Here is a 21,242-nt window from a genome sequence, read left to right as displayed (position 1 = left end):
ATGCTTGCCTACATTCTGCGCCGCCTGCTGCTGATCATCCCGACCCTGTTCGGCATCCTCATCATCAACTTCATCATCGTCCAGGCCGCCCCCGGCGGCCCAGTCGAGCAGATGATCGCCAAGCTCGAGGGTTTCGATGGCGCCACCAGCCGCATCGCCGGTGGCGGCGCCGAAGTGTCGGTGGCCGGCTCCAACTACCGAGGGGCCCAAGGCCTGGACCCGGCGCTGGTCGCTGAAATCGAACGTATGTACGGTTTCGACAAATCAGCCCCCGAGCGGTTGTGGATCATGGTCAAGAACTACGCCCAGCTCGACTTCGGCGACAGCTTCTTCCGCGATGCCAAGGTCATCGACCTGATCGCCGAGAAGATGCCCGTGTCGATTTCGCTGGGGCTGTGGAGCACATTGATCATGTACCTGGTGTCGATCCCGCTGGGGATTGCCAAGGCAGTGCGCCACGGCAGCCACTTCGACGTCTGGACCAGCTCGGCGATCATCGTCGGCTACGCCATCCCCGCGTTCCTCTTCGCCATCCTGCTGATCGTGCTGTTCGCCGGTGGCAGCTATTTCGACTGGTTCCCGCTCCGGGGCCTGACCTCGAACAACTTCGACGAACTGTCCACCGCCGGTAAGGTGATGGACTACTTCTGGCACCTGGTGCTGCCGATCACCGCGCTGGTGATCGGAAACTTCGCCACCATGACCCTGCTGACCAAGAACAGCTTCCTCGACGAGATCAACAAGCAGTACGTGATCACCGCCAAGGCCAAGGGCCTGAGCCGTAACCGCGTGCTCTACGGCCATGTATTCCGCAACGCCATGCTGCTGGTGATTGCCGGCTTCCCCTCGGCGTTCATCGGCATCTTCTTCACCGGTTCCCTGCTGATCGAGGTCATTTTCTCCCTCGACGGCCTGGGCCTGATGAGTTTCGAAGCGGCCATCAACCGCGACTACCCGGTGGTGTTCGGCACCCTGTTCATCTTCACCCTGCTGGGGCTGGTGGTGAAACTGATCGGCGACCTCACCTACACCCTGGTCGATCCGCGCATCGACTTCGCCAGCCGGGAGCACTGACATGGCCCTCTCTCCCCTGAACCGCCGGCGCTTCGAGCGCTTCAAGGCCAACCGTCGCGGCTGGTGGTCGCTGTGGCTGTTCCTGATCCTGTTCGGCCTGAGCCTGGGTGCCGAGTTGATCGCCAACGACAAGCCCATCGCCGTGCGCTACGACGGCGAGTGGTATTTCCCGGCGTTCAAACGCTACCCGGAAACCACCTTCGGCGGCGAATTCCCGCTGGAAGCCAACTACAAGAGCCCCTATATCCGCGAACTGCTGGAAAAGAAGGACAGCTTCGTGCTGTGGGCGCCAATCCCGTTCAGCTACCAGAGCATCAACTACGACCTGAAGGTCCCTGCCCCCGCGCCGCCCTCGACCGACAACCTGCTCGGTACCGACGATCAGGGTCGCGACGTGCTCGCCCGGGTGATCTACGGATTCCGCATCTCGGTGCTGTTCGCCCTGACGCTGACCATCGCCAGCTCCATCGTCGGCGTCATCGCCGGGGCCCTGCAGGGCTTCTATGGCGGCTGGGTGGACCTGGCTGGCCAGCGTTTCCTGGAAATCTGGTCGGGCCTGCCGGTGCTCTACCTGTTGATCATCCTCGCAAGCTTCGTACAGCCAAACTTCTGGTGGTTGCTCGGCATCATGCTGCTGTTCTCGTGGATGAGCCTGGTGGACGTGGTGCGCGCCGAATTCCTGCGCGGGCGCAACCTCGAGTACGTGCGCGCCGCACGCGCACTGGGCATGCGCAACGGCCCGATCATGTTCCGGCACATCCTGCCCAATGCCATGATCTCGACCATGACCTTCATGCCATTCATCCTCACCGGCGCCATCGGCACCCTCACCGCCCTCGATTTCCTGGGCTTCGGTCTGCCTGCCGGCTCTCCGTCGCTGGGCGAACTGGTCGCCCAGGGCAAGTCCAACCTGCAGGCCCCATGGCTGGGTATCAGCGCCTTCGCCGTGCTTGCAGTGATGCTGAGCCTGCTGGTGTTCATCGGCGAGTCCGCCCGCGATGCCTTCGACCCAAGGAAATGACATGAGCCAAGACACCCTGATCGAAGTGCGCGACCTGGCGGTGGAGTTCGTCACCGGCGAACAGGTCAATCGTGTGGTTGATGGCATCAGTTTCGACATCCGCAAGGGCGAGACCCTGGCCCTGGTCGGCGAGAGCGGCTCGGGCAAATCGGTCACCGCTCACTCGATCCTGCGCCTGCTGCCCTACCCGCTCGCCCGCCACCCCGGCGGCACCATCCACTATGGCGGCAAGGATCTCCTGCACCTGGGCGAAAAGCCCATGCAGCGCATCCGCGGCAACCGCATCGCGATGATCTTCCAGGAACCGATGACCTCGCTGAACCCGCTGCATTGCATCGAGAAGCAGATCAACGAGATCCTCCTGCTGCACAAAGGCCTCACCGGCAAGCAGGCCACCGCCCGCACCCTGGAGCTGCTCGAACTGGTCGGCATTCCCGACCCGAAGAAGCGCCTCAAGGCCCTGCCCCACGAGCTCTCCGGCGGCCAGCGCCAGCGCGTGATGATCGCCATGGCCCTGGCCAACGAACCCGAACTGCTGATCGCCGACGAGCCCACCACCGCGCTCGACGTCACCGTGCAGCTCAAGATCCTCGATTTGCTCAAATCCCTGCAGGCACGCCTGGGCATGGCGCTGCTGCTGATCAGCCACGACCTCAACCTGGTGCGGCGTATCGCCCACCGCGTGTGCGTGATGCAGTGCGGCAAGATCGTCGAGCAGGCCGACTGCGAGACGCTGTTCAAGGCCCCGCAGCACCCCTATACGCAGATGCTGATCAATGCCGAGCCCAGCGGCGGCCCGGCGGCGAACGCGGTCGGCAAACCGCTGCTGGAGGTCAACGACCTGAAGGTGTGGTTCCCGATCAAGAAGGGCCTGCTGCGTCGCACTGTCGATCATGTGAAAGCCGTCGATGGGATCAATTTCAGCCTTCCGCAGGGGCAAACCCTGGGGATCGTCGGCGAGAGCGGATCCGGTAAATCAACGCTGGGGCTGGCGATCTTGCGCTTGATCGCAAGCCAGGGTGGGATTCGCTTCCACGGACAGTCGCTGGAAGGGCTGAACCAGCAGGAAGTGCGGCCGCTGCGGCGCGAGATGCAGGTGGTGTTCCAGGACCCGTTCGGCAGCCTGAGCCCGCGCATGTGCGTGGCCGATATCGTTGGCGAAGGGTTACGGATTCACAAGATCGGCACCCCCGCCGAGCAGGAAGCCGCAATCATTGCGGCGCTGGAGGAAGTGGGGCTGGATCCGCGTACACGGCACCGGTATCCACACGAGTTCTCTGGCGGGCAGCGCCAGCGGATCGCGATCGCCCGGGCGCTGGTGTTGAAGCCGGCCTTGATCCTGCTGGACGAGCCAACCTCGGCGCTGGACCGGACCGTACAGCGGCAGGTCGTGGAACTGCTGCGCAACCTGCAGTTGAAGTACAACCTGACGTACCTGTTCATCAGCCATGACCTCGCGGTGGTGAAGGCGTTGAGTCACCAGTTGATGGTGATCAAGCACGGGCACGTGGTGGAACAAGGCGATGCGCAGGAGATCTTCCATGCGCCGCAACATCCATATACCCGGCAGTTGCTGGAGGCAGCGTTTCTGGAGGCGACGAACAGTTAATGCCTTTGTGCAATGACAAAGAGCGACTAACTCGTTCAAAACCCAAGAGCCCGCTCAGCCCTGGTAGGAGTGAGCAGGCTCAAGTCGGCTAGAGCTCAGGCTTCGGCGGCGCGGGCAGTCACTGCCTCGCCTTCGAGCACCATCCCCTCGCGCATCTTCTGCGCGTCGCGCACAAAGCACCGCGACGCCGCCAGCAGAAACACCAAGGTCAACATCAGCGCCACCGGGATCAGGTACATCGCGTCATGCAGCCCCTGGGCCTTGAACGCCTCGCTCATCACCACCTGTCCCGCCGTCTCCATGGCCGACACGGCAAAATGATCCGATAGCCCGCCGACCACCACCGGGCCCAGGCCACCGCCGAGCAGGTAGAGCCCGGCGAAGTACAACGCCATGGCAGTCGCACGCAGGCGTGGTTGCACCACATCCTGGATCGCCGTGTACACGCAGGTGTAGAAGTTGTATGAGAACAGCCAGCCGACACCGAACACCGCGACGAACAGCCCCAGCTCGATACGCCCGGCGTACAGTGCCCAGGCGGTGGCAAGGGTGGCCACCAACATGCTCAGCGCGGCGAACAACAGGCGTCCATTGGCAAAGCGCTGATGCACCTTGTCGGCCACCCAGCCACCCAGCGTGAGGCCCACCAGGCCACTCAGACCGACAATCATCCCCGTTGCCACGGCCGCATCGTGCAAGGGCAAGGCGAAGTAGCGCTGCAGCATCGGCACCATGAACGAGTTGCAGGCGTACGAGGCGAAGTTGAAGGTCAACCCCGCCAGTACCAGCCAGGCGAACGTGGGTACGCTCAGCACCCGCCGCAGCGGACGATCAACCGGCGCCTGGGAGATGGCCACGGTTTCCGCAGCGCCGCGCGCAGGTTCGCGGATCATGAAGATGAACAGCGCCAGTAGCAGGCCGGGCACCGCCGCGATGAAGAACGGCGCGCGCCAGCTGTCGAACGCCTGGACCATGGCACCGATGGTGAAGAACGCCAGCAACAAGCCCAGCGGCAGGCCGAGCATGAAGATGCCCATCGCACGCGAGCGCCGCTCGGCCGGGAACAGGTCGCCGATCAGCGAGTTGGCGGCGGGTGCATAGCTGGCCTCGCCGATGCCCACGCCCATGCGCACCAGCAGAAAGCTCCAGAAGCTGCCGACCATGCCGTTGACTGCCGTCAACCCGCTCCAGGCCGCCAGGCCCCAGCCCATCAGCTTGGCGCGCGAACCGGTATCGGCCATCCGCGCCAGCGGCAAGCCGGCGATGGCGTACACCAAGGTGAAGGCCGTGCCGATCAGGCCGATCTGGAAGTCGCTCAGGTGCCACTCCAGACGGATCGGTTCGATGATGATCGCGGGGATGGTGCGGTCGAAGAAGTTGAACAGGTTGGCCAGGAACAGCAGGAACAAGATGCGCCAGGCGTTGGACGCTTGGGGAGCGGTGGTCATGGTCGGGTCCCTCGTTATCGTTATTCAGGGCTTCCAGCACGCCTGACGAAATCTAGAGGGTAAGGTGCGCGACGTCTGCCACCATTGACCGGGCTTATATCCCGCGATGGGCTGCGGCCTGACGGGTCGCCCGTAGCATTTACACCGATGGCGGCGCCACCAACCGATACCCCACCCCCGCCTCGGTGATGATGTACCGCGGGGCGGTCGGATCGTCACCCAGCTTGTGCCGCAGATGCCCCACCACGATACGCAGGTAGTGGGTGTCGTCGACATGGGTCGGGCCCCAGATATCCTTGAGCAACTGCTGCTGGGTGATCACCCGCCCCGGATGTCCGGCCAGTTGCGCCAGCAGCGCATACTCCTTGCGCGTCAATGCCACCTCGACGCCGTCGAGGGTGACCTTGCGATAGGCGAAATCGACCACCAGCGCACCGAAGCTGGCACTGGCCGCTTGCCCGGAGCCCGCCTGGGGCTTGTGCCGCAACAGCGCGCGCACCCGGGCAAGGAACTCCTGGATACCGAACGGCTTGGTCACGTAGTCGTTGGCGCCGCCATCCAATGCATCGACCTTCTGCACCTCGCTGGCACGCACCGAGAGCACCATCACCGGCACGCTGCTCCACTCGCGCAGGTCACGCAGCACCTGCTGGCCGTCCATGTCCGGCAAGCCGAGATCGAGCACCACAAGGTCAGGCTTGCTCAGTGCCGCCTGGGCCAGGCCTTCGCCACCGGTCGCAGCCTCGATCACCTTGTAGCCCTGGGACACGAGACTGATGCGCAGGAACTTGCGGATCTGCGGTTCGTCGTCGATGACCAGAAGGGTAGCGGCTTGGCTCATGGGGCTTCACTGTCGCTGTCGGGTTGAGGGGGCAATGGCAAGCATAGAGTGATGCAGGTGCCCTGGCCATCGATGCCCTCGCCGACCAGGATGCTGCCGCCATGGGCGCCGATCATGCCCTGGCAGATCGCAAGCCCCAGGCCCGTGCCCTGCCCGCCGCGGTCGCCACGGGCAGCGGTGTAGAACATGTCGAAGATCTTCTCGCGCTCGGCCACCGGGATGCCCGGGCCCTGGTCAGCAACCGAGAAGCACAGGCGCTCGTCCTGCACCGCCACCCGCAGCGCCAGGCGACCATTGGTCGGCGAGAAACGCGCCGCGTTCTCCAGGACGTTGACCAGCGCCTGCTCGATCAGCGCTGCATGCACGAACAGCAGTGGCAGCTCGGCGGGCACCTCGGTGACCACGCGCAGCGGTGCAAGCACCGCGCGCAGGCGGTTGAGGGCACTGCCGACGATATCGCCGGGCGACACCCAGTCACGCGCAAGCTTCAGGCCGCCATGGCCCAGTCGGGTCATGTCGAGCAGGTTCTGGATGTAACGATCCAGGCGCTCGGCTTCGTTGCGGGTGCCTTCGAGCAGCTCACGACGATCATCCGGCGGGATCGCATCGCCCAGCGCCAACAAGCTGTCGATGCTGCCGCGCATGGCGGTCAGCGGGGTGCGCAGGTCATGGGACACCGAGGCAAGCAAGGCGCTGCGCAACTGCTCGGTTTCGCCATGCAGGCGCGCAGCTTCGAGCTGCTCGGCCAGGCGTGCGCGGGCCAGGGCCTGGGCCAGCGGCTCGGCCAGCGCCGTCAGCAGGCGTCGACGCTGAGCGCTCAAGGGCTCGCCCGCGGCGGGCTGCACACCCAACAAGGCCATGGGAGACTCGTCGACCGCCAGCGGCCACCACCACCAGCGACCATGGGGCAAGGTATCGCTGCCATGCCCTGCCGCCTGGCCATGTTGCCAGGCCCATTCGGCAGCGGCGCGCTCGTTGTCGGTAAAAGCCTGCGGCCCGCCGCTGGCGACCTGCAACAAACCCTCGGTATCGCGTTCGAGCAGGCAGATCTGGATATCCTGCCAATCGTCCAGGTGCTGGCCAGCGGCACTGAACACCGCCTGGCGATCCGTGGCCACGGTCAGGCGGCGCGACAGGTCGAGCAGTTGCCGGGTCTCGCCCTGGGTTTCGCGCAGCGCCTGCAACTGACGGCGCTGGCGAGCGGCGAGGTTGCCGGTCAGGGCGGCCATGAGCAGGAAGAACACCAGGGTCAGCACATCCTCTTCACGCTGGATGCTGAACGAGAAGTTCGGCGGGATGAACAGGAAGTCATAGGTCAGGAACGACAGCGCCGCACAGGCCAGCGCAGGCCCCAGGCTGCTGCGCACCGCGACCAGCAGCACCGCCGCGAGGAACACCAGCGAGATGTTCGGCAATGCCAGCACGCTGGACACGGCCCAGGCCAGCCCCGCCGCCAGTACGGTCGCCAGCAGCGCCAGCCAATAGTGGCGCCAGACCCAGGCGCGCTTGACCACCGCCCGTGTCGCTGCGGGTTGAGCGTCGCGGTCGAGCACGTTGATCTCCAACCCCCGGCTGTCGCGCAGCAAGCGTGCGGCGACGCCCGCACCGAACAGGCGACGGCGCAGGCGATCGCGAGACTGGCCGACCAGCACCAGGCTCGCCCGCCGTTCCAGCGCATGCTGGATGAGCGTGCGCGCCACCTCCCCGGCCCTGAGTACCACGACTTCGCCACCCAGGCGCTCGGCCAACTGCTGCGCAGCCTGCAGGCGCTGACGCGCGCCCTCGTCACGCAGCTTGCCGTTGTCGACGTGCACCAGGCTCCACGGCAGATGCCGACGCTGGGCGACGCGGCTGGCATGGCGCACCAGGCGCTCGGCCTGCTCATCGCCATCGACCCCGACCAGCAGGCGCCCTCGCAAGGTCGGCGCCTGCTCGCCGCGCTGGCGGTAGCCATGGGCAAGGTCGGCATCGACCTGGGCCGCGGCGGTCTGCATGGCCAGCTCGCGCAAGGCAGTGAGGTTGGTCTGGGAGAAGAACGCATCGATCGCCGCCCGTGCCTGCTCAGGCACGTAGACCTTGCCTTCGCGCAAGCGCTCGAGCAGTTCACGGGGCGGCAGGTCGATCAGCACCAGCTCGAAGGCTTCCTGCAGCACCCAGTCGGGCAGGGTTTCGCGCACCTGCACGCCGGTGATGTCGCGGACCTTGTCGTTGAGGCTTTCCAGGTGCTGGACATTGACCGTGGTATACACATCGATACCGGCAGCGAGCAGTTCCTGAACATCCTGCCAGCGCTTGGCGTGGCGGCTACCTGGGGCGTTGGTATGCGCCAGCTCGTCGACCAGCGCCAGGGGCGGTGCAGCCTTGAGCAGGCCGTCGAGATCCATTTCTTCGAGGGTGACGCCACGGTACTCGCTGCGCAGCAGAGGCTGCTGCGCCAAGCCACCGAGCAGCGCCTCGGTTTCAGCACGACCATGGGTCTCCACCACCGCCGCCAGCACCTTCACCCCCTGGCGCTGCTGGGCATGGGCGGCCTGGAGCATGGCGAAGGTCTTGCCCACGCCGGGAGCGGCGCCCAGAAATACTTTAAGCCTGCCGCGACCGTTGCGGGGCAGGCTCGCCAACAGCGCATCGGCGCGGGCGGAATCACTCATGCTTGATCCTTTGGTAAGGGGCCGGGGCCTGCTTCGCAGGCCATCGCGGGACAAGCCCGCTCCCACAGGTACTGCGCCGTTCTCGTGAACACCGGTGAACCTGTAGGAGCGGGCTTGCCCCGCGATGGCCGCGACATGGTCTGGATGTCAGCGATCAGTCACAGGCGCCAACCGCTCCAGCGCCTGGTTCAAGGCCAGCACATTGACCACGGGCGGGCCGACCAATGGCCGCAGAGTGGCCTCATCCACCAGCGCTTGCAAGCGCTCGATAGGGATCTGCCGGGCCGCCGCCACACGCGGCAGCTGGTAGGCAATCGCCTCCGGCGGCAACTGCGGGTCGAGCCCGCTGCCGGAGGTGGTCAGCAGGGCCTGCGGCACCGGCCCCAGTTCAGGCTGGTACAGGGCGGCGGCATCACTCTTGACCCGCTCCGCCAGCGCCGGATTGCTCGGTGCCAGGTTGCTCGCGCTGCTGGACACCGTCGCGAAGGCGCCGGCCGAAGGGCGCGACTGGAACCAGCCGTCGCCCTTGAACTCCTGGGCGATCAACGCCGAGCCGCGCACCTGCCCCTGCTCATCGCGCACCAGGCTGCCATTGGCCTGATCGGGGAAGGCGACCTGGGCGATACCGGTCACCGCCAGCGGGTACAGCGCGCCGGTGACCAGGGTCATCAGCAGGACCAGGCTCACGGCCGGGCGTACGTAGGTGCTCATGTTCGTCTCTCCTTCAGACCAGGTGCAGGGCAGTGAGCAGCATGTCGATCAGCTTGATCCCGGCGAACGGCACCAGGATGCCACCCACGCCGTAGATCAGCAGGTTGCGTCGCAGCAGGTGCGCGGCACTTGCCGCCTGCACGCGCACGCCGCGCAAGGCCAGGGGGATCAGCACGATGATGATCAGCGCGTTGAAGACGATCGCCGAAAGGATCGCGCTTTGCGGGCTGGTCAGGCGCATCAGGTTGAGCACACCCAGTTGCGGGTAGATCGAGGCGAACAGGGCCGGCAGGATGGCGAAGTACTTGGCCACGTCGTTGGCGATGGAGAACGTGGTCAGTGCACCACGGGTCACCAGCAGTTCCTTGCCGACCTGGACCACATCCAGCAGCTTGGTCGGATCGCTGTCCAGGTCGACCATGTTGGCCGCCTCGCGCGCCGCCTGAGTACCGTCGTTCATGGCCATGCCGACATCCGCCTGGGCCAGGGCCGGAGCATCGTTGGCACCGTCGCCGCACATGGCGACCAGGCGGCCGTCATTCTGCTCCTGGCGAATGCGCGCCAGCTTCTTCTCGGGGGTGGCCTCGGCAAGCACGTCATCGACACCGGCCTCGGCGGCGATGGCTGCGGCGGTCAGTGGGTTGTCACCGGTCACCATCACGGTGCGGATACCCAGCTTGCGCAACTCGGCGAAACGCTCACGGATGCCGGGCTTGACCACGTCCTTGAGGTGGATCACCCCCAGTAGGTGGCGGTCGACACATACCAGCAAGGGCGTGCCGCCACTCTGGGCGATGCGCTCGACTTCACGGGCCAACGAAACCGGCATTTCCAGGCGTTGCAGGCCGACGAACGCCAGCACCGCGTCCACGGCACCCTTGCGGTAGTGACGCGGCCCGAAGTCGATACCCGAAAGACGCGTCTCGGCGCTGAAAGCGATGGCGCTGTACTGCGCGGCAGCGGGTTCGTCGAAATCGTGCAACTGGCGCAGGTAGTCGACGATGGACTTGCCCTCGGCCGTATCGTCGGCCAGCGAGGCAAGCAAGGCTCCCTCCCCCAGCTCCTTGGCGGTAACACCGGGCGCTGCATGCAGGGCGCTGCAGCGGCGGTTACCGAAGGTGATGGTGCCGGTCTTGTCGAGCATCAACGTGTGCACGTCGCCCGCAGCCTCCACCGCACGCCCGGAGCGGGCGATGACGTTAAGGCGCACCAGGCGATCCATACCCGCGATACCGATGGCCGACAGCAGGCCACCAATGGTCGTCGGAATCAGCGTCACCAGCAGCGCGGCGAGGAAGATCAGTGGCAGGCTGCCACCCACGAAATGGGCGAACGGCTGCAAGGTCACCACTACGATCAGGAAAATCAGGGTCAGGCCGATCAGCAGGATATCCAGGGCAATCTCGTTGGGGGTCTTCTGGCGCTTGGCGCCTTCGACCAGGGCGATCATGCGGTCCAGGGTCGACTCACCAGGGTTGCTGGTGATGCGGATCAGCAGCCAGTCGGAAACCAGCCGGGTATTGCCGGTCACGGCCGAACGGTCGCCACCGGACTCGCGGATCACCGGCGCCGACTCGCCGGTGATCGCCGCCTCGTTGACGGCGGCGATGCCTTCGAGCACCTCGCCATCACCCGGGATCAGCTCACCGGCCACCACCCGCACCACATCGTCCTTGCGCAATGCGGTGGCAGCGACGGTTTCGAAGCTGCCATTGGCCAGACGGCGCTGAGCAGTCAGGCCCTGGCTGCCGGCCTTGAGACTATCAGCACGGGCCTTGCCCCGGCCTTCCGCCAAGGCCTCGGCGAAGTTGGCGAAGAGCACGGTGAACCACAGCCACAGGGCGATCTGCACTGCCACGCCAGTGCTCACACCGCTGCCGGGCACCAGACACAGGACCGTGGTCAGCACAGCCGTCAGGGCGACCACCAGCATGACAGGCGAGCGCTTGAGCTGGCGCGGATCGAGCTTGACGAAGGCCTGCACCAGGGCCGGGCGCCAGAGCGCGGCGAAGCGGGTCTGGTCGGCGGCGCGGGTAGCTTTCACTTCAGAAATGGGCATGTTCATGTTCGGATCCTCAGAAACCCAGGCTCAACTGTTCGGCAATCGGCCCCAGGGCCAGGGTCGGCAGGAAGGTCAGCCCACCGACCAGCAGGATGGTCACCAACAGCAGGCCGGCGAACAGCGGGCCATGGGTGGGGAAGCTGTTCTGGCCCTGCGGCGCGCTTTTCTTGGCGGCCAGGCTGCCCGCCAGTGCCAGCACCGGCAGGATGTAGCCGAAGCGCCCGATCAGCATGGCCAGGCCGATCATCAGGTTGTGGAACACGGTGTTGGCACCGAAGCCGCCGAAGGCCGAACCGTTGTTGGCGGTGCCGGAGGTGTAGGCATACAGCAACTGGCTGAAACCATGCGGCCCCGGATTGCTCACCGCGCCTGCCGGCCCCTGCAGGCTGGCGGCGATGGCGCCGAGCACCAGCACGCCAACCGGCATCACCAGCAGTGTCGCGACCAACAATTGCACTTCACGGGCCTGCAACTTCTTGCCCAGGTATTCCGGTGTACGACCGATCATCAGCCCAGCCAGGAACACCGCGATCAGCACGAACAGCAGCATGCCGTAGAGGCCCGAGCCGACGCCGCCGAAGATCACCTCGCCAACCATCATGTTGACCATCGCCACCATGCTGGTCAGCGGATTGAGGCTGTCGTGCATGGCGTTGACCGAACCGTTGGAGGCGGAGGTCGTCGTCACGGTCCACAGCACGCTAGCGGTGGTACCAAAGCGGCTTTCCTTGCCTTCCATCGGCGCGCTTTGCTGCACCTGAGCGCTGTCCAGGGCCGGGTTGGGCTGGTATTCGGCCCACAGGCCGACCGCACCGCCGATCAGGAACAGGCCCAACATGCAGGCCAGGATCGCCCGGCTCTGACGCAGGTCCTTGACGTAGTGGCCGAAGGTGAACACCAGTGCCACCGGAATCAGAATGATCGAAGCCACCTCGAACAGGTTGCTCCAGGCCGTGGGGTTCTCGAACGGATGCGCCGAGTTGACGCCGAAGAAGCCGCCGCCGTTGGTGCCCAGTTGCTTGATCGCGATCTGGCTGGCGGCAGGGCCCAGCGGGATGCTCTGGTCGGCACCTTGCAGGGTGACGGCGTGGGCGTAGTCGGCGAAGGTCTGTGGCACACCCTGCCACACCAGCAGCAACGCCAGCACGATGCACAGTGGCAGCAGACCGTAGAGGGTGGCACGGGTCATGTCGACCCAGAAGTTGCCAAGGTTGTGGGTCGAGCGCCGGCCGATACCACGGCACAGGGCGACCAGCACGGCAAGGCCGGTGGCAGCGCTGACGAAGTTCTGCACGGTCAGGCCGATCATCTGGCTCAGGTAGCTGAGCGAAGCCTCACCGCTGTAGGCCTGCCAGTTGGTGTTGGTCATGAAGCTGACGGCGGTGTTGAATGCCAGCGACCATTCCTGGCCCGGCAGATGCTGCGGGTTGAGCGGCAACGAACCCTGCAGCAGGAGCACGGCGAACAGCACCAGGAAGCCCATCAGGTTGAAGGCCAGCAGCGCCAGGGTGTATTGCTTCCAGTTCTGCTCCTGTTCGGCGCGTACCCCGGACAACCGGTAACAACCCTGCTCTACCGGGCCGAGGATCGGCGACAGCCAGGTACGCTGGCCCTCCATGACCTTGTAGTAGAACCGCCCAAGCCAGGGTGCTGGCAGCAGCACCAGGGCCAGGAACGCCAGCAGCAATGCGAAGTCGTAGCTGTGCATGGCCGCTCCCTAGCTGCGATCGGCGCGCAGCAGCGCCACCAGCAGGTAAATGGACAACGCCACTGCCAGCAGCAGTGACACTCCGTCGAGCATGTTCATCTGTGAATCTCCCCGTCTTGCGGCGTCGGCCGCTTTGGAGGAATTGTCGGAGGGAGGGGCGTAAAGAGACGAGATCGGGGGGCGGGTCACAGCATAAAGAATGCGTAAAGATCAGGTTTCGGACTGCCTGTCGCGGCCTTTTCGCGGCGCCCCGGACTTGCCCGCGAAGAGACCGCAACAGCTTACGGTTTGACCTGCCCCGAATGCCGGCTCCAGTCCAGCAACAGGCTGTAACCGACGGCCAGCAAGGTCGGTCCGATGAACAAGCCGATGAAGCCAAACGCGATCAACCCGCCAAACACGCCGAGCAGCACGATCACCAGCGGCAGGTTCCCACCGCGGCTGATCAGGTACGGTTTGAGCACGTTGTCCACGCCACTGATGATGAAGGTGCCCCATATCCCGAGGAACACCGCCATCCCGTACTCGCCCTTCCACACCAGCCAGCCGGTGGCCGGAATCCAGGCCAGTGGCGGGCCCATCGGGATCAGGCTGAGCATGAAGGTCACAAGGCCCAGCACGATCGCCCCGGGCACGCCGGCGATGAGGAAGCCGATCAGAGCCAGCAGCCCTTGCGCCGCGGCGGTACCGATTACGCCGTTGACCACCCGCTGCACGGTGCCGGCCACCAGGTCGATGTAGTACTCGGCACGCTCGCCGACCAGGCGCTGCAGCAAGCGCTGCACGAACGCGGCCAGGCGTGGACCGTCGCGGTAGAAGAAGAACACGAAGACGATACTGAGCGTGAGTTCCAGCACGCCGCTGCCGATCTGCGCGCTACGCGCCAGGAACCAATTGCCAACCTGGCCGAAGTACGGTTTGGCCGACGCGATCAAGGCCGCGCCCTGCTGGTCGAGGGACTCCCACCAGTTGACCAGGCGCTCGCCGATGAAGGGAATGCCACGCACCCAGTCCGGCGCATCCGGCAAACCCTCCACCTGTACGTCACGCACGAAGTTGGTGGCGTCGCGCACATGGTCGGCCAGGTTGAAGCCCAGCCACACCAGCGGCAGCGCGACCACCAGGATCCACACCGTCGTGAGGATGCTGGCCGCGAGGGTTTCGCGCCCGCCCAGCCAACGCGTCAGCAAGCGCATCAGCGGCCAGCTGGCAAAGGCCAGGATCGCCCCCCAGAGTAACGCCGAGATGAACGGCGCCATGACCCACAGGGCGGCGCCCAACAGCGCCAGCAACAGAATCTGGATCAGCAGACGGTCATTGTTGGCCATGATGGCCCTCGTTCAACGAATCAGTTCCAGATGCAGACCATCGGTAGGCGCCGTACCCACTTCGAGACGGGCACTGCGTACACCGGCCTTGACCAGTTGCTCGCGCCAGGCTTCCGCCGCCTGGCCGCTGAGGCTGGCGCGCAGGGTGCTGTCCAGGTTCAGGCTGCGGGCCAACAGCGAAACCCAGGCAGGCTGTGGCGCGCTCAGGTCAGGGTAGTCGAGCTTGCCGGTATCGCGCATCTCGCGCAGCACCGTGGCGGCCGTCGGCAGTACTTCGCCCAGCGGGCTGTCAGCGACGAACTCTTCGACATGCAGGTAGGCGCGGCGGTTGCCGCGGGTGACGCTGTACAGGGCGACCAGCGTGTCGGCCTCTTCGGCCGAGCGGCGCAAAAGAATGAAGGCCTGCTGCTCGTCGCCGCCATTGAGGCGGGCGTTGTTGAACACATCGTTGGCCCAGATGCTGGCCTCGCCGCAGTCACGGCCCTGGCACCAGAACAGTGGATAACCACCGTCGCGCTGCAGCTCTTCACGGGCGCTGGTAAAGGCCTCGCGGGCAGTGCGCTCCACCGGCAGTTCATAGGTGACCGAACTGACCTGGCCACGGCTCTCGACCTTGCCCTCGACCCGCAGGCGGCCGCTGATCTTGCGCACCGGTCCCATCGGGTAGACCCGTTCCTGCTCAACGGCAGGGCGCTGGTCGACCACCTTGGCGTCAGCCGGCACCGGCAGGCTGCCGGCCCACAACAGCGGGCTGGCAAGTGTGAAGCAGGCGGCGATGGCGCTGCGGAGGAAAAACGGCGCGCTCATCGGCCATCCTTGCGGCGCCGGGCGCCGTGGCGAAGATCGTGAATGTCTGGCATGTATGGTTGTCTCCCTGTTCAACCCGCCAAGCCTCGACACTTGTCCGGTACAAGTCAAGCAAAGCCAAAGAAGCGATTGAAACAGTCTGCGACAAGGGCCGCGCCCTGCTCGTCATTCAAGTGCAGGTGGTGGCCACCGGGCAAGGTCACCTGCTCGAAGGGTAGCTGCTCCAGCAGGCTTGTGTGGCGCGCCAACATGCCGTCCCCCGCGACGACCAGGCAGACCGGGCAGCTCGCCCGCCGTACGAACGCCATGGCCTGGGCTTCGTTCAGGCGCACCGGCGACGGCAAGGTCAGACGGCTGTCGCTGCGCCAGCTGTAACCACCCGGCACTGGCATGAGACCACGCTGGGCCAGCAGTTCGGCAGCTTCGCGACTGACCGCAACCATGCCTTTCATTCGCGCCTGCACGCCCGCCTCCAGGGTCGGGTACACCGACTTGCGCTTGCCCTCCAGGCGCAACTGCGCCTGCAGCGCCATGCCCAGGCGCTCGGCGGCATCCTGCTCGGCGACCGTGGGCGGGATGACGCCATCGATCAACGCCAGATGGCTGATCCGTTCGGGCAGTGCGCCAGCCAACTGCACCGAGATGATCGCCCCCAGCGAATGCCCGAGCAGGCCAAAGCGCTCCCAGCCCAGTTGCTCGGCAACCCGCAGCACATCATGGGCATAATCGGCCAGGTTGTAGCTCGCCCCGGCCGGACGATGCTGTGAGTAGCCATGCCCGGCCAGGTCGAGCGCGACAATGCGCAGGCCTTTCAGGCGCGGGGCCAGGTGGGCGAAGCTGTTGGCATTGTCGAGCCAGCCGTGCAGAGCGATCACCGGCAGGCCGTCGGCAGGACCGAACAGGTGTGCGGCCAGTTCGATATGGCCCAGACTCAGACGAATCTCCTCGACCTGCGCGCTCATGCCTGGCTCCAGCGATCAAACAGGCCCTTGATCAGACTGGCAGTATCGGTGGGCCGCTCCAGTGGAAACATATGCCCGCCCGGGACGCTGTGATATTCCCCCCGTGGCATCGCCCGCACCGCCAGGGCGTGGTGCTTGCGGATCACCCGGCTGCGATCGCCACGCACCATGGCCAGCGGTACTTGCAACTGGCGCGCAGGGGCCGGACTGACATGGGGAATGCTGCGGTAGATGCGCATTTCGGTGCTGGGGTCGAAGCGCAAACGCACCCCCTCATCCACTGTTTGCAAACCGTGCTCGAGATAGGCTTCGAGGCAATCGGGATCGAACTGGCGGAACAGCGCCTTGCTGGCGAAGTAACTGCGCGCGCTGTCGCGATCAGGAAACGCCTCGCGCCGTCCTTCGGTTCGCCCGGCCGGCGTGATGCGGTCGATGAAACCGAAGCGTTTGGCAGTGCGGATCAGCCATTGGTCGGCGCGAGTGAGCACGGGCGAGTCGAGCATCACCACACCGCGGTAGAGCTCGGGTCGGCGCAGGGCGGCATGCAGGTGCAGCACACCACCGAGGGAATGACCGACACCCCAGACCGGGGCCGGCTGCTGCGCCAGATGATGCAGCAGCTCGTCGACCAGGTTCTGCCAGTTGTCATCCACCGGAAAGCGCGGGTCGTGGGCGTGCTGCTCCAGGTGGCAGACCTGGTAGTCCGGGGCCAGGGCCGCGAACAGCTTGCCGTAGGTGGCCGAAGGAAAACCGTTGGCATGGGCGAAGAAGATCTGCTGCGACATGACCGCCTGGTCCGACTGGAGAGTGATAGCCCATTGTCAGCAACCTGCCGGTTGGCGGCAACGTTCGGAAAGGTCATCGGCGAGGGCAATCAGGTCAAGGCGACGCAACACCCCGCTGAGCCAGCGCGATACCTGGTATTTCTGTCAGTTTCACTCGTTTCCTGCCTCGTTCACACTGCGCCATGAACCCCTGGAAACCTGAGGAGTCGACGATGTCAACCGCTGAGGACGAGCAGCAACTGCATGCACAAGGCCTGGTCTCGAAGCCTTTGACTTTCAAGGTCACACGCAGGGCTGAGACAGATTACCCCGCACCTTCCGTACTGCAGGCAACGGACGACAGGCTCGACCCCATCGACGCGCTCAACGGCGCTACCGTAAGAGCACAGTATCCGGCCATGCTGCCCAGCGACACTCTGGCGGCAGACTGGTCCGGGAGCACTGCTACGGACAGTTGGCAGAGCGACCAACAACCCGGAAGCCTCTTTGGTTATGTCGATTTCCAGGCGCCTGTCAGCGTGGTGGCTGCCAGCCAGGGCAAGACGGTCACCCTCCGCTACGCAGTAGCACGCAGTGGCCAGGCTGCAAGATTATCCTTGCCAATGCTGCTGGCGGTGGGAACCCTGGCGCAAAGCGATTTGCCTGCCCCTGTGATTCCCCAGGCCAACGCGACCACCAGGGTACTCGATCTCAACAATTTCACCGGCAATGCACAGGTCAAGGTTGAACCATGGCCATTGATAGCGGTGGGTCAACGGGTGTGGATCCGTGTGGACGGGACCCTCGAAAATGGCTCGACCCATACGGTCTACCTGGCCCGAGGCGCAGAGGTCGTCCCTGAACAGGTAACAGCAGGGCTGGACCTGGTCTTGCCGCGCACCGAGCTGGAGAAGCTCAGCAGCGGCTCCAGCCTCACGGCGACAGTTTCGGTAGCATTCGACGCCACCAGTAACGAGGGGCAGGCCCGAGTATTCCCGGACGCGCTCTACACGCTCGAGAAGATCATTGTGGTCAGGCCCACTATCGTTTCCGTAAAAGACGACAAGGGAACAGAGGTGCCAAACGGCAGTTCGACAACCTCGCCAAGCCTGGTGTTGAGCGGTCAGGCATCAGCCAACCAGCAGGTCGAGGTACTTGATGGCGCCAGCGTGATAAGTATCGAGCCTGTCGCAGCGAACGGCAGCTGGACGAGCACTCGGACAAACTTGAGCGTGAAAACCTACGATTTCAAAGTCCGAGGGCGCTACGCAGACAATCCTGAATCCGATGTATGGACTGTACACAGGGTCCAGGAGCTGGTCCTTGCAAAACCGGTGATTCCCCTGGCACCAGGCGATGTACTACCACCTGGAGATGTCCCGTCCACCGGCCTGCCCGTCCTGGTCGAGGTCTACGGCGGTATGGCCATCGGTGATGTGGTGTCGGTGACTTTTGCGGGAATCGCTGGCTCCCCACAGACTGTCGGCAGCGTAAGTCGGCTCACGTTTTCTGTTCCCAAGACTCAGGTAGACGCCAATGCTGGCAGAACGGTAACCGTGCAGTACCTGGTCACCCGAGGCTCGGGAGGGGCTGCGGTCCCCTCGCCTGTCGTGAACCTGCGGATCAACGCACTGACGCCGCCCCTGACCATCGATACCTCACCGGCAACACTCAATGGCGTGATCCTCCGCAACAGCAACCCGGTGACCCACCCCCCCGCCAACGCTTTCGTGCAGCGCACCGCCAGCGGCGGCCAACCGCCCTACACCTACTCGACGAGCAACGGCAACGTGATCGAGGTCAACCCTTCCACTGGGCGAGCGGTGTCTTATGGCAGCGGGACGGCCAATGTGATCGTGACCGATACCGCTGGTGCCAGTGCCAGCTATCCGGTGACCGTATCCAATGTCAGACGGATTGAAGGCATGGGCTCAGTCAATGTGTGGTATTGGTGCCGAGATCTGGCCACAGAGAGAGGCGGAGCATTACCTACGCTTGGAGAATGGGATGCAATGCGCGCTAGCTACAACAACAACCCAGGCATCGGTGATCGGGCGTGGAGTGCGGACTCGGCGGGAACAGGCAGACGCTATGCGATAGACGTTGCCAACGGCAACAGGGTTTCCTTGCGTGCAACGAATTTCGGTGGAGATACGGCTGTGGGCTGGGGAATATTCAATCGCTGAGGCTCACCAGGTCCATGCTGCATACGAAGATGGCCGAACGCATCATCGCGATCGGCCTCCCACCACGCAAGCGCAGGAACTGCAGATGAACTCAGGGGTTGAAGCTCGGGCTCAGCAATGTCATCACACCGAAAGGTGACAACTCCCCCTCGAGTTCTGCCAGGTCCGCAGTGCTCATCCGTGCCGGCTGCTGCAAATGCCCATGCTCCAGCATCCCCACCAGCGCGCCCACCAATGGCTGATGGCTGACCAGCAATACATGTTCCAGCGCCAGCCGCTCGATTTCGCCGATCACCTGCCGAACATTGCTCTCCGGGGTCAACCACGGCACGGTGCGCACCGGTTCGGCAAAGCCAAGGGTGTCGTGCACCAGGGCGGCGGTCTGCTGGGCGCGCACATAGGGGCTGGCGATGATCGCCTGCAGCGGCTGGCCCAGCAGATGTGCAGCACTGTGCAGCACTTGCTCGCGACCATGGGCCGTGAGACGACGCTCGGCATCGGTATTGGCCCGCGGCTCCGCTTCGCCGTGGCGCAGAATCCACAGCTTCACAGTTTCGGCTCCTCGTCACGCACCGGGTGCGGCGCCGCAGCCACTGTGTGGGGCACTTCGCCCTCAGGCGCGCGGGGCGTCGGCCAGTCGGCAAACGGCCAGGGCTTCTGGTCGGTGTGGAAGGTGCCGAAGCGGCCGATCTGCGCCAGGTACTGGCTGAGGCTGTCGCCGAAGCTCATCAGGCTGGCACTCGGCGCGCCATACACCAGGCGGTAGATCAGCTGCACCAGCACCAGCCCGCCAAGCAGCAGCTCGGCCAGTTGCCAGACCACCAGGAACACCAGCATCCACAGCACCCGCAGGATGATCGACTCGCGCTGGGCGCGCTCGGGCGTATCGTTCATGTGTCGCTCCTTGCTCTGATTAGAGGCCGCTTAAGGCTCAGTTGAAACCGCTGGTGGAAATGAAATCGACGTCGGTCTTGGGCTCGGCCCGCATCAGGTGCTCGATCACCTGGGCCAGGGTTCGCCCTTCGAACAGGATCGCGTGCAGCCCGGCCACCAACGGCATGTAGACCTGCACTTCCTGGGCCTTGGCCTTGAGTACTTTCAAGGTGTTCACCCCTTCGGCCACTTCGCCCAGGCGGCTGACCGCCTCTTCCAGGCTCAACCCCTGCCCCAGGGCGTGCCCGACCTGGTAGTTGCGGCTCTTGGGCGAGGAGCAGGTGACGATCAGGTCGCCCACCCCTGCCAGACCCAGGAAGGTCATGGGGTTGGCGCCCTGGCTCACGGCGAAACGGGTCATCTCGGCCAGCGCCCGGGTGATCAGCATGCTCTTGGTGTTCTCGCCCATCTCCAGCGCCACGGCCATGCCGGCGATGATCGCGTAGACGTTCTTCAGCGCGCCCCCAAGCTCCACACCGAATCGGTCGGCGCTGGCATAGACGCGGAAGGTACGCCCGTGCAAGACATCCTGCACGCGCTGGCACAGCGCCTCGTCCTCACTGGCAACCACAGTAGCGGTCAACGCATGCTCGGCGATCTCACGGGCCAGGTTCGGCCCGGACAGTACGCCGATACGCGCCTGGGGGGCGATCTCTTCGAGAATCTGGCTCATCAGCTTGAATGTCTGCGCCTCGATACCCTTGGTCAGGCTGACCAGGCACTTGCCGCGCAGCAACTCGGCATGCGGCGCCAGTACGCTGCGCAAGGCGCTCGACGGTAGCGCAACGAAGACCAGGTCGCTCGATTGCAGGGTCGCCAGCAGGTCATTGACCGGCTCGACAGCGTCATGCAGGCGAATGCCTTTGAGATAGCGAGGATTCTCGCGGTTGGTGCTCATGGCCTCGGCCTGCTCGGGATCGCGCATCCATTGACGTACTGGATTGCCGTTTTCCGCCAGCAGGTTCGCCACGGCGGTGCCGAAGCTCCCGCCTCCCAGAACTGCAACAGGTTGCTGTTCAGTCATATTCAATCCGTTAAAGCCATTAAGTTGAGTGGCGACGGGGGCATTATACGGCTCGTCTGCGACAGAACCAGTGTCAGCACCGGCCTCTTCACGGGTAAACCCGCCGGCATGGC

The 21,242-nt window shown here is 64.8% G+C and carries 18 protein-coding genes; 4 read left to right on the top strand and 14 right to left on the bottom strand.

Features of this window, described 5'->3' with window-relative positions:
• Genes HU748_RS08410 through HU748_RS08400 form a run of 3 tightly spaced genes read left to right on the top strand, consistent with a single transcriptional unit; the run spans position 1 to position 3,704 of the window.
• On the top strand, positions 1-1,074 hold the full coding sequence (locus HU748_RS08410) for a microcin C ABC transporter permease YejB (RefSeq protein WP_186666183.1): 1,074 nt from the start codon (positions 1-3) through the stop codon (positions 1,072-1,074).
• Between the two features lies 1 nt (position 1,075).
• A complete protein-coding gene (locus HU748_RS08405) occupies positions 1,076-2,095 on the top strand; it encodes an ABC transporter permease (protein ID WP_186666185.1) in 1,020 nt (339 codons plus the stop codon).
• Position 2,096: 1 nt separating this feature from the next.
• Positions 2,097-3,704, top strand: coding sequence for an ABC transporter ATP-binding protein (locus HU748_RS08400; protein WP_186720049.1), 1,608 nt, complete (start codon positions 2,097-2,099; stop codon positions 3,702-3,704).
• Positions 3,705-3,799: 95 nt separating this feature from the next.
• Here HU748_RS08400 and HU748_RS08395 read toward each other — a convergent pair whose 3' ends face one another.
• The 11 genes from HU748_RS08395 to HU748_RS08345 form a co-directional block, all read right to left on the bottom strand.
• On the bottom strand, positions 3,800-5,152 hold the full coding sequence (locus HU748_RS08395) for an MFS transporter (RefSeq protein ID WP_186720047.1): 1,353 nt from the start codon (positions 5,150-5,152) through the stop codon (positions 3,800-3,802).
• A gap of 139 nt (positions 5,153-5,291) precedes the next feature.
• The gene (locus HU748_RS08390; RefSeq protein ID WP_186666194.1) at positions 5,292-5,993 is read right to left on the bottom strand and encodes a response regulator; all 702 of its coding nucleotides are present in this window, start codon (positions 5,991-5,993) and stop codon (positions 5,292-5,294) included.
• Positions 5,990-8,644, bottom strand: coding sequence for a sensor histidine kinase KdpD (locus tag HU748_RS08385; protein WP_186720046.1), 2,655 nt, complete (start codon positions 8,642-8,644; stop codon positions 5,990-5,992). The genes HU748_RS08390 and HU748_RS08385 overlap by 4 nt, the downstream gene beginning before the upstream one ends.
• Before the next feature lie 147 nt (positions 8,645-8,791).
• Positions 8,792-9,355, bottom strand: coding sequence for a potassium-transporting ATPase subunit KdpC (gene kdpC / locus HU748_RS08380; protein ID WP_186720043.1), 564 nt, complete (start codon positions 9,353-9,355; stop codon positions 8,792-8,794).
• Positions 9,356-9,368: 13 nt separating this feature from the next.
• Positions 9,369-11,420 (bottom strand): potassium-transporting ATPase subunit KdpB, encoded by a 2,052-nt coding sequence (kdpB, locus tag HU748_RS08375; protein ID WP_186720042.1) that lies wholly within the window; start codon positions 11,418-11,420, stop codon positions 9,369-9,371.
• Positions 11,421-11,430: 10 nt separating this feature from the next.
• Positions 11,431-13,125, bottom strand: a complete 1,695-nt coding sequence (gene kdpA / locus HU748_RS08370) for a potassium-transporting ATPase subunit KdpA (protein WP_186720041.1) — start codon at positions 13,123-13,125, stop codon at positions 11,431-11,433.
• A gap of 9 nt (positions 13,126-13,134) precedes the next feature.
• Entirely contained in the window at positions 13,135-13,224 is a 90-nt protein-coding gene (gene kdpF, locus HU748_RS08365) for a K(+)-transporting ATPase subunit F (RefSeq protein ID WP_082421007.1), read from the bottom strand.
• A gap of 182 nt (positions 13,225-13,406) precedes the next feature.
• Positions 13,407-14,453 (bottom strand): AI-2E family transporter, encoded by a 1,047-nt coding sequence (locus tag HU748_RS08360; RefSeq protein WP_186666204.1) that lies wholly within the window; start codon positions 14,451-14,453, stop codon positions 13,407-13,409.
• A gap of 12 nt (positions 14,454-14,465) precedes the next feature.
• Positions 14,466-15,260 carry a DUF4892 domain-containing protein gene (locus HU748_RS08355; protein WP_186666206.1) on the bottom strand — a complete coding sequence of 265 codons (795 nt, stop codon included), beginning with the start codon at positions 15,258-15,260 and terminating at the stop codon, positions 14,466-14,468.
• A 107-nt stretch (positions 15,261-15,367) separates the two neighbouring features.
• Positions 15,368-16,222 (bottom strand): alpha/beta hydrolase, encoded by an 855-nt coding sequence (locus tag HU748_RS08350; RefSeq protein WP_186720040.1) that lies wholly within the window; start codon positions 16,220-16,222, stop codon positions 15,368-15,370.
• Positions 16,219-17,007 carry an alpha/beta hydrolase gene (locus tag HU748_RS08345; protein ID WP_186666210.1) on the bottom strand — a complete coding sequence of 263 codons (789 nt, stop codon included), beginning with the start codon at positions 17,005-17,007 and terminating at the stop codon, positions 16,219-16,221. The genes HU748_RS08350 and HU748_RS08345 overlap by 4 nt, the downstream gene beginning before the upstream one ends.
• A 212-nt stretch (positions 17,008-17,219) precedes the next feature.
• Here HU748_RS08345 and HU748_RS08340 point away from each other — a divergent pair, with 212 nt between their 5' ends.
• On the top strand, positions 17,220-19,172 hold the full coding sequence (locus HU748_RS08340; RefSeq protein ID WP_186720039.1) for a hypothetical protein: 1,953 nt from the start codon (positions 17,220-17,222) through the stop codon (positions 19,170-19,172).
• A gap of 91 nt (positions 19,173-19,263) precedes the next feature.
• Here the strand turns inward: HU748_RS08340 and sixA are convergent, their stop codons facing one another.
• From sixA to HU748_RS08325, 3 genes are read right to left on the bottom strand one after another with little or no spacing between them, the layout of a single operon-like run.
• The gene (gene sixA, locus HU748_RS08335) at positions 19,264-19,722 is read right to left on the bottom strand and encodes a phosphohistidine phosphatase SixA (RefSeq protein ID WP_186720038.1); all 459 of its coding nucleotides are present in this window, start codon (positions 19,720-19,722) and stop codon (positions 19,264-19,266) included.
• Complete coding sequence (locus HU748_RS08330) at positions 19,719-20,066, bottom strand: DUF4389 domain-containing protein (protein WP_186720036.1); 348 nt, start codon at positions 20,064-20,066, stop codon at positions 19,719-19,721. The genes sixA and HU748_RS08330 overlap by 4 nt, the downstream gene beginning before the upstream one ends.
• A gap of 37 nt (positions 20,067-20,103) precedes the next feature.
• Positions 20,104-21,129 (bottom strand): NAD(P)H-dependent glycerol-3-phosphate dehydrogenase, encoded by a 1,026-nt coding sequence (locus tag HU748_RS08325; protein WP_186720034.1) that lies wholly within the window; start codon positions 21,127-21,129, stop codon positions 20,104-20,106.
• Between the last annotated feature and the right edge of the window lie 113 nt (positions 21,130-21,242).

The organism is Pseudomonas sp. RW3S2, from assembly GCF_014268955.1.
Lineage (GTDB): Bacteria > Pseudomonadota > Gammaproteobacteria > Pseudomonadales > Pseudomonadaceae > Aquipseudomonas > Aquipseudomonas wayambapalatensis.
The sequence above is the reverse complement of the archived record's forward strand: the minus strand, read 5'-3'. Positions and strand labels throughout refer to the sequence as shown.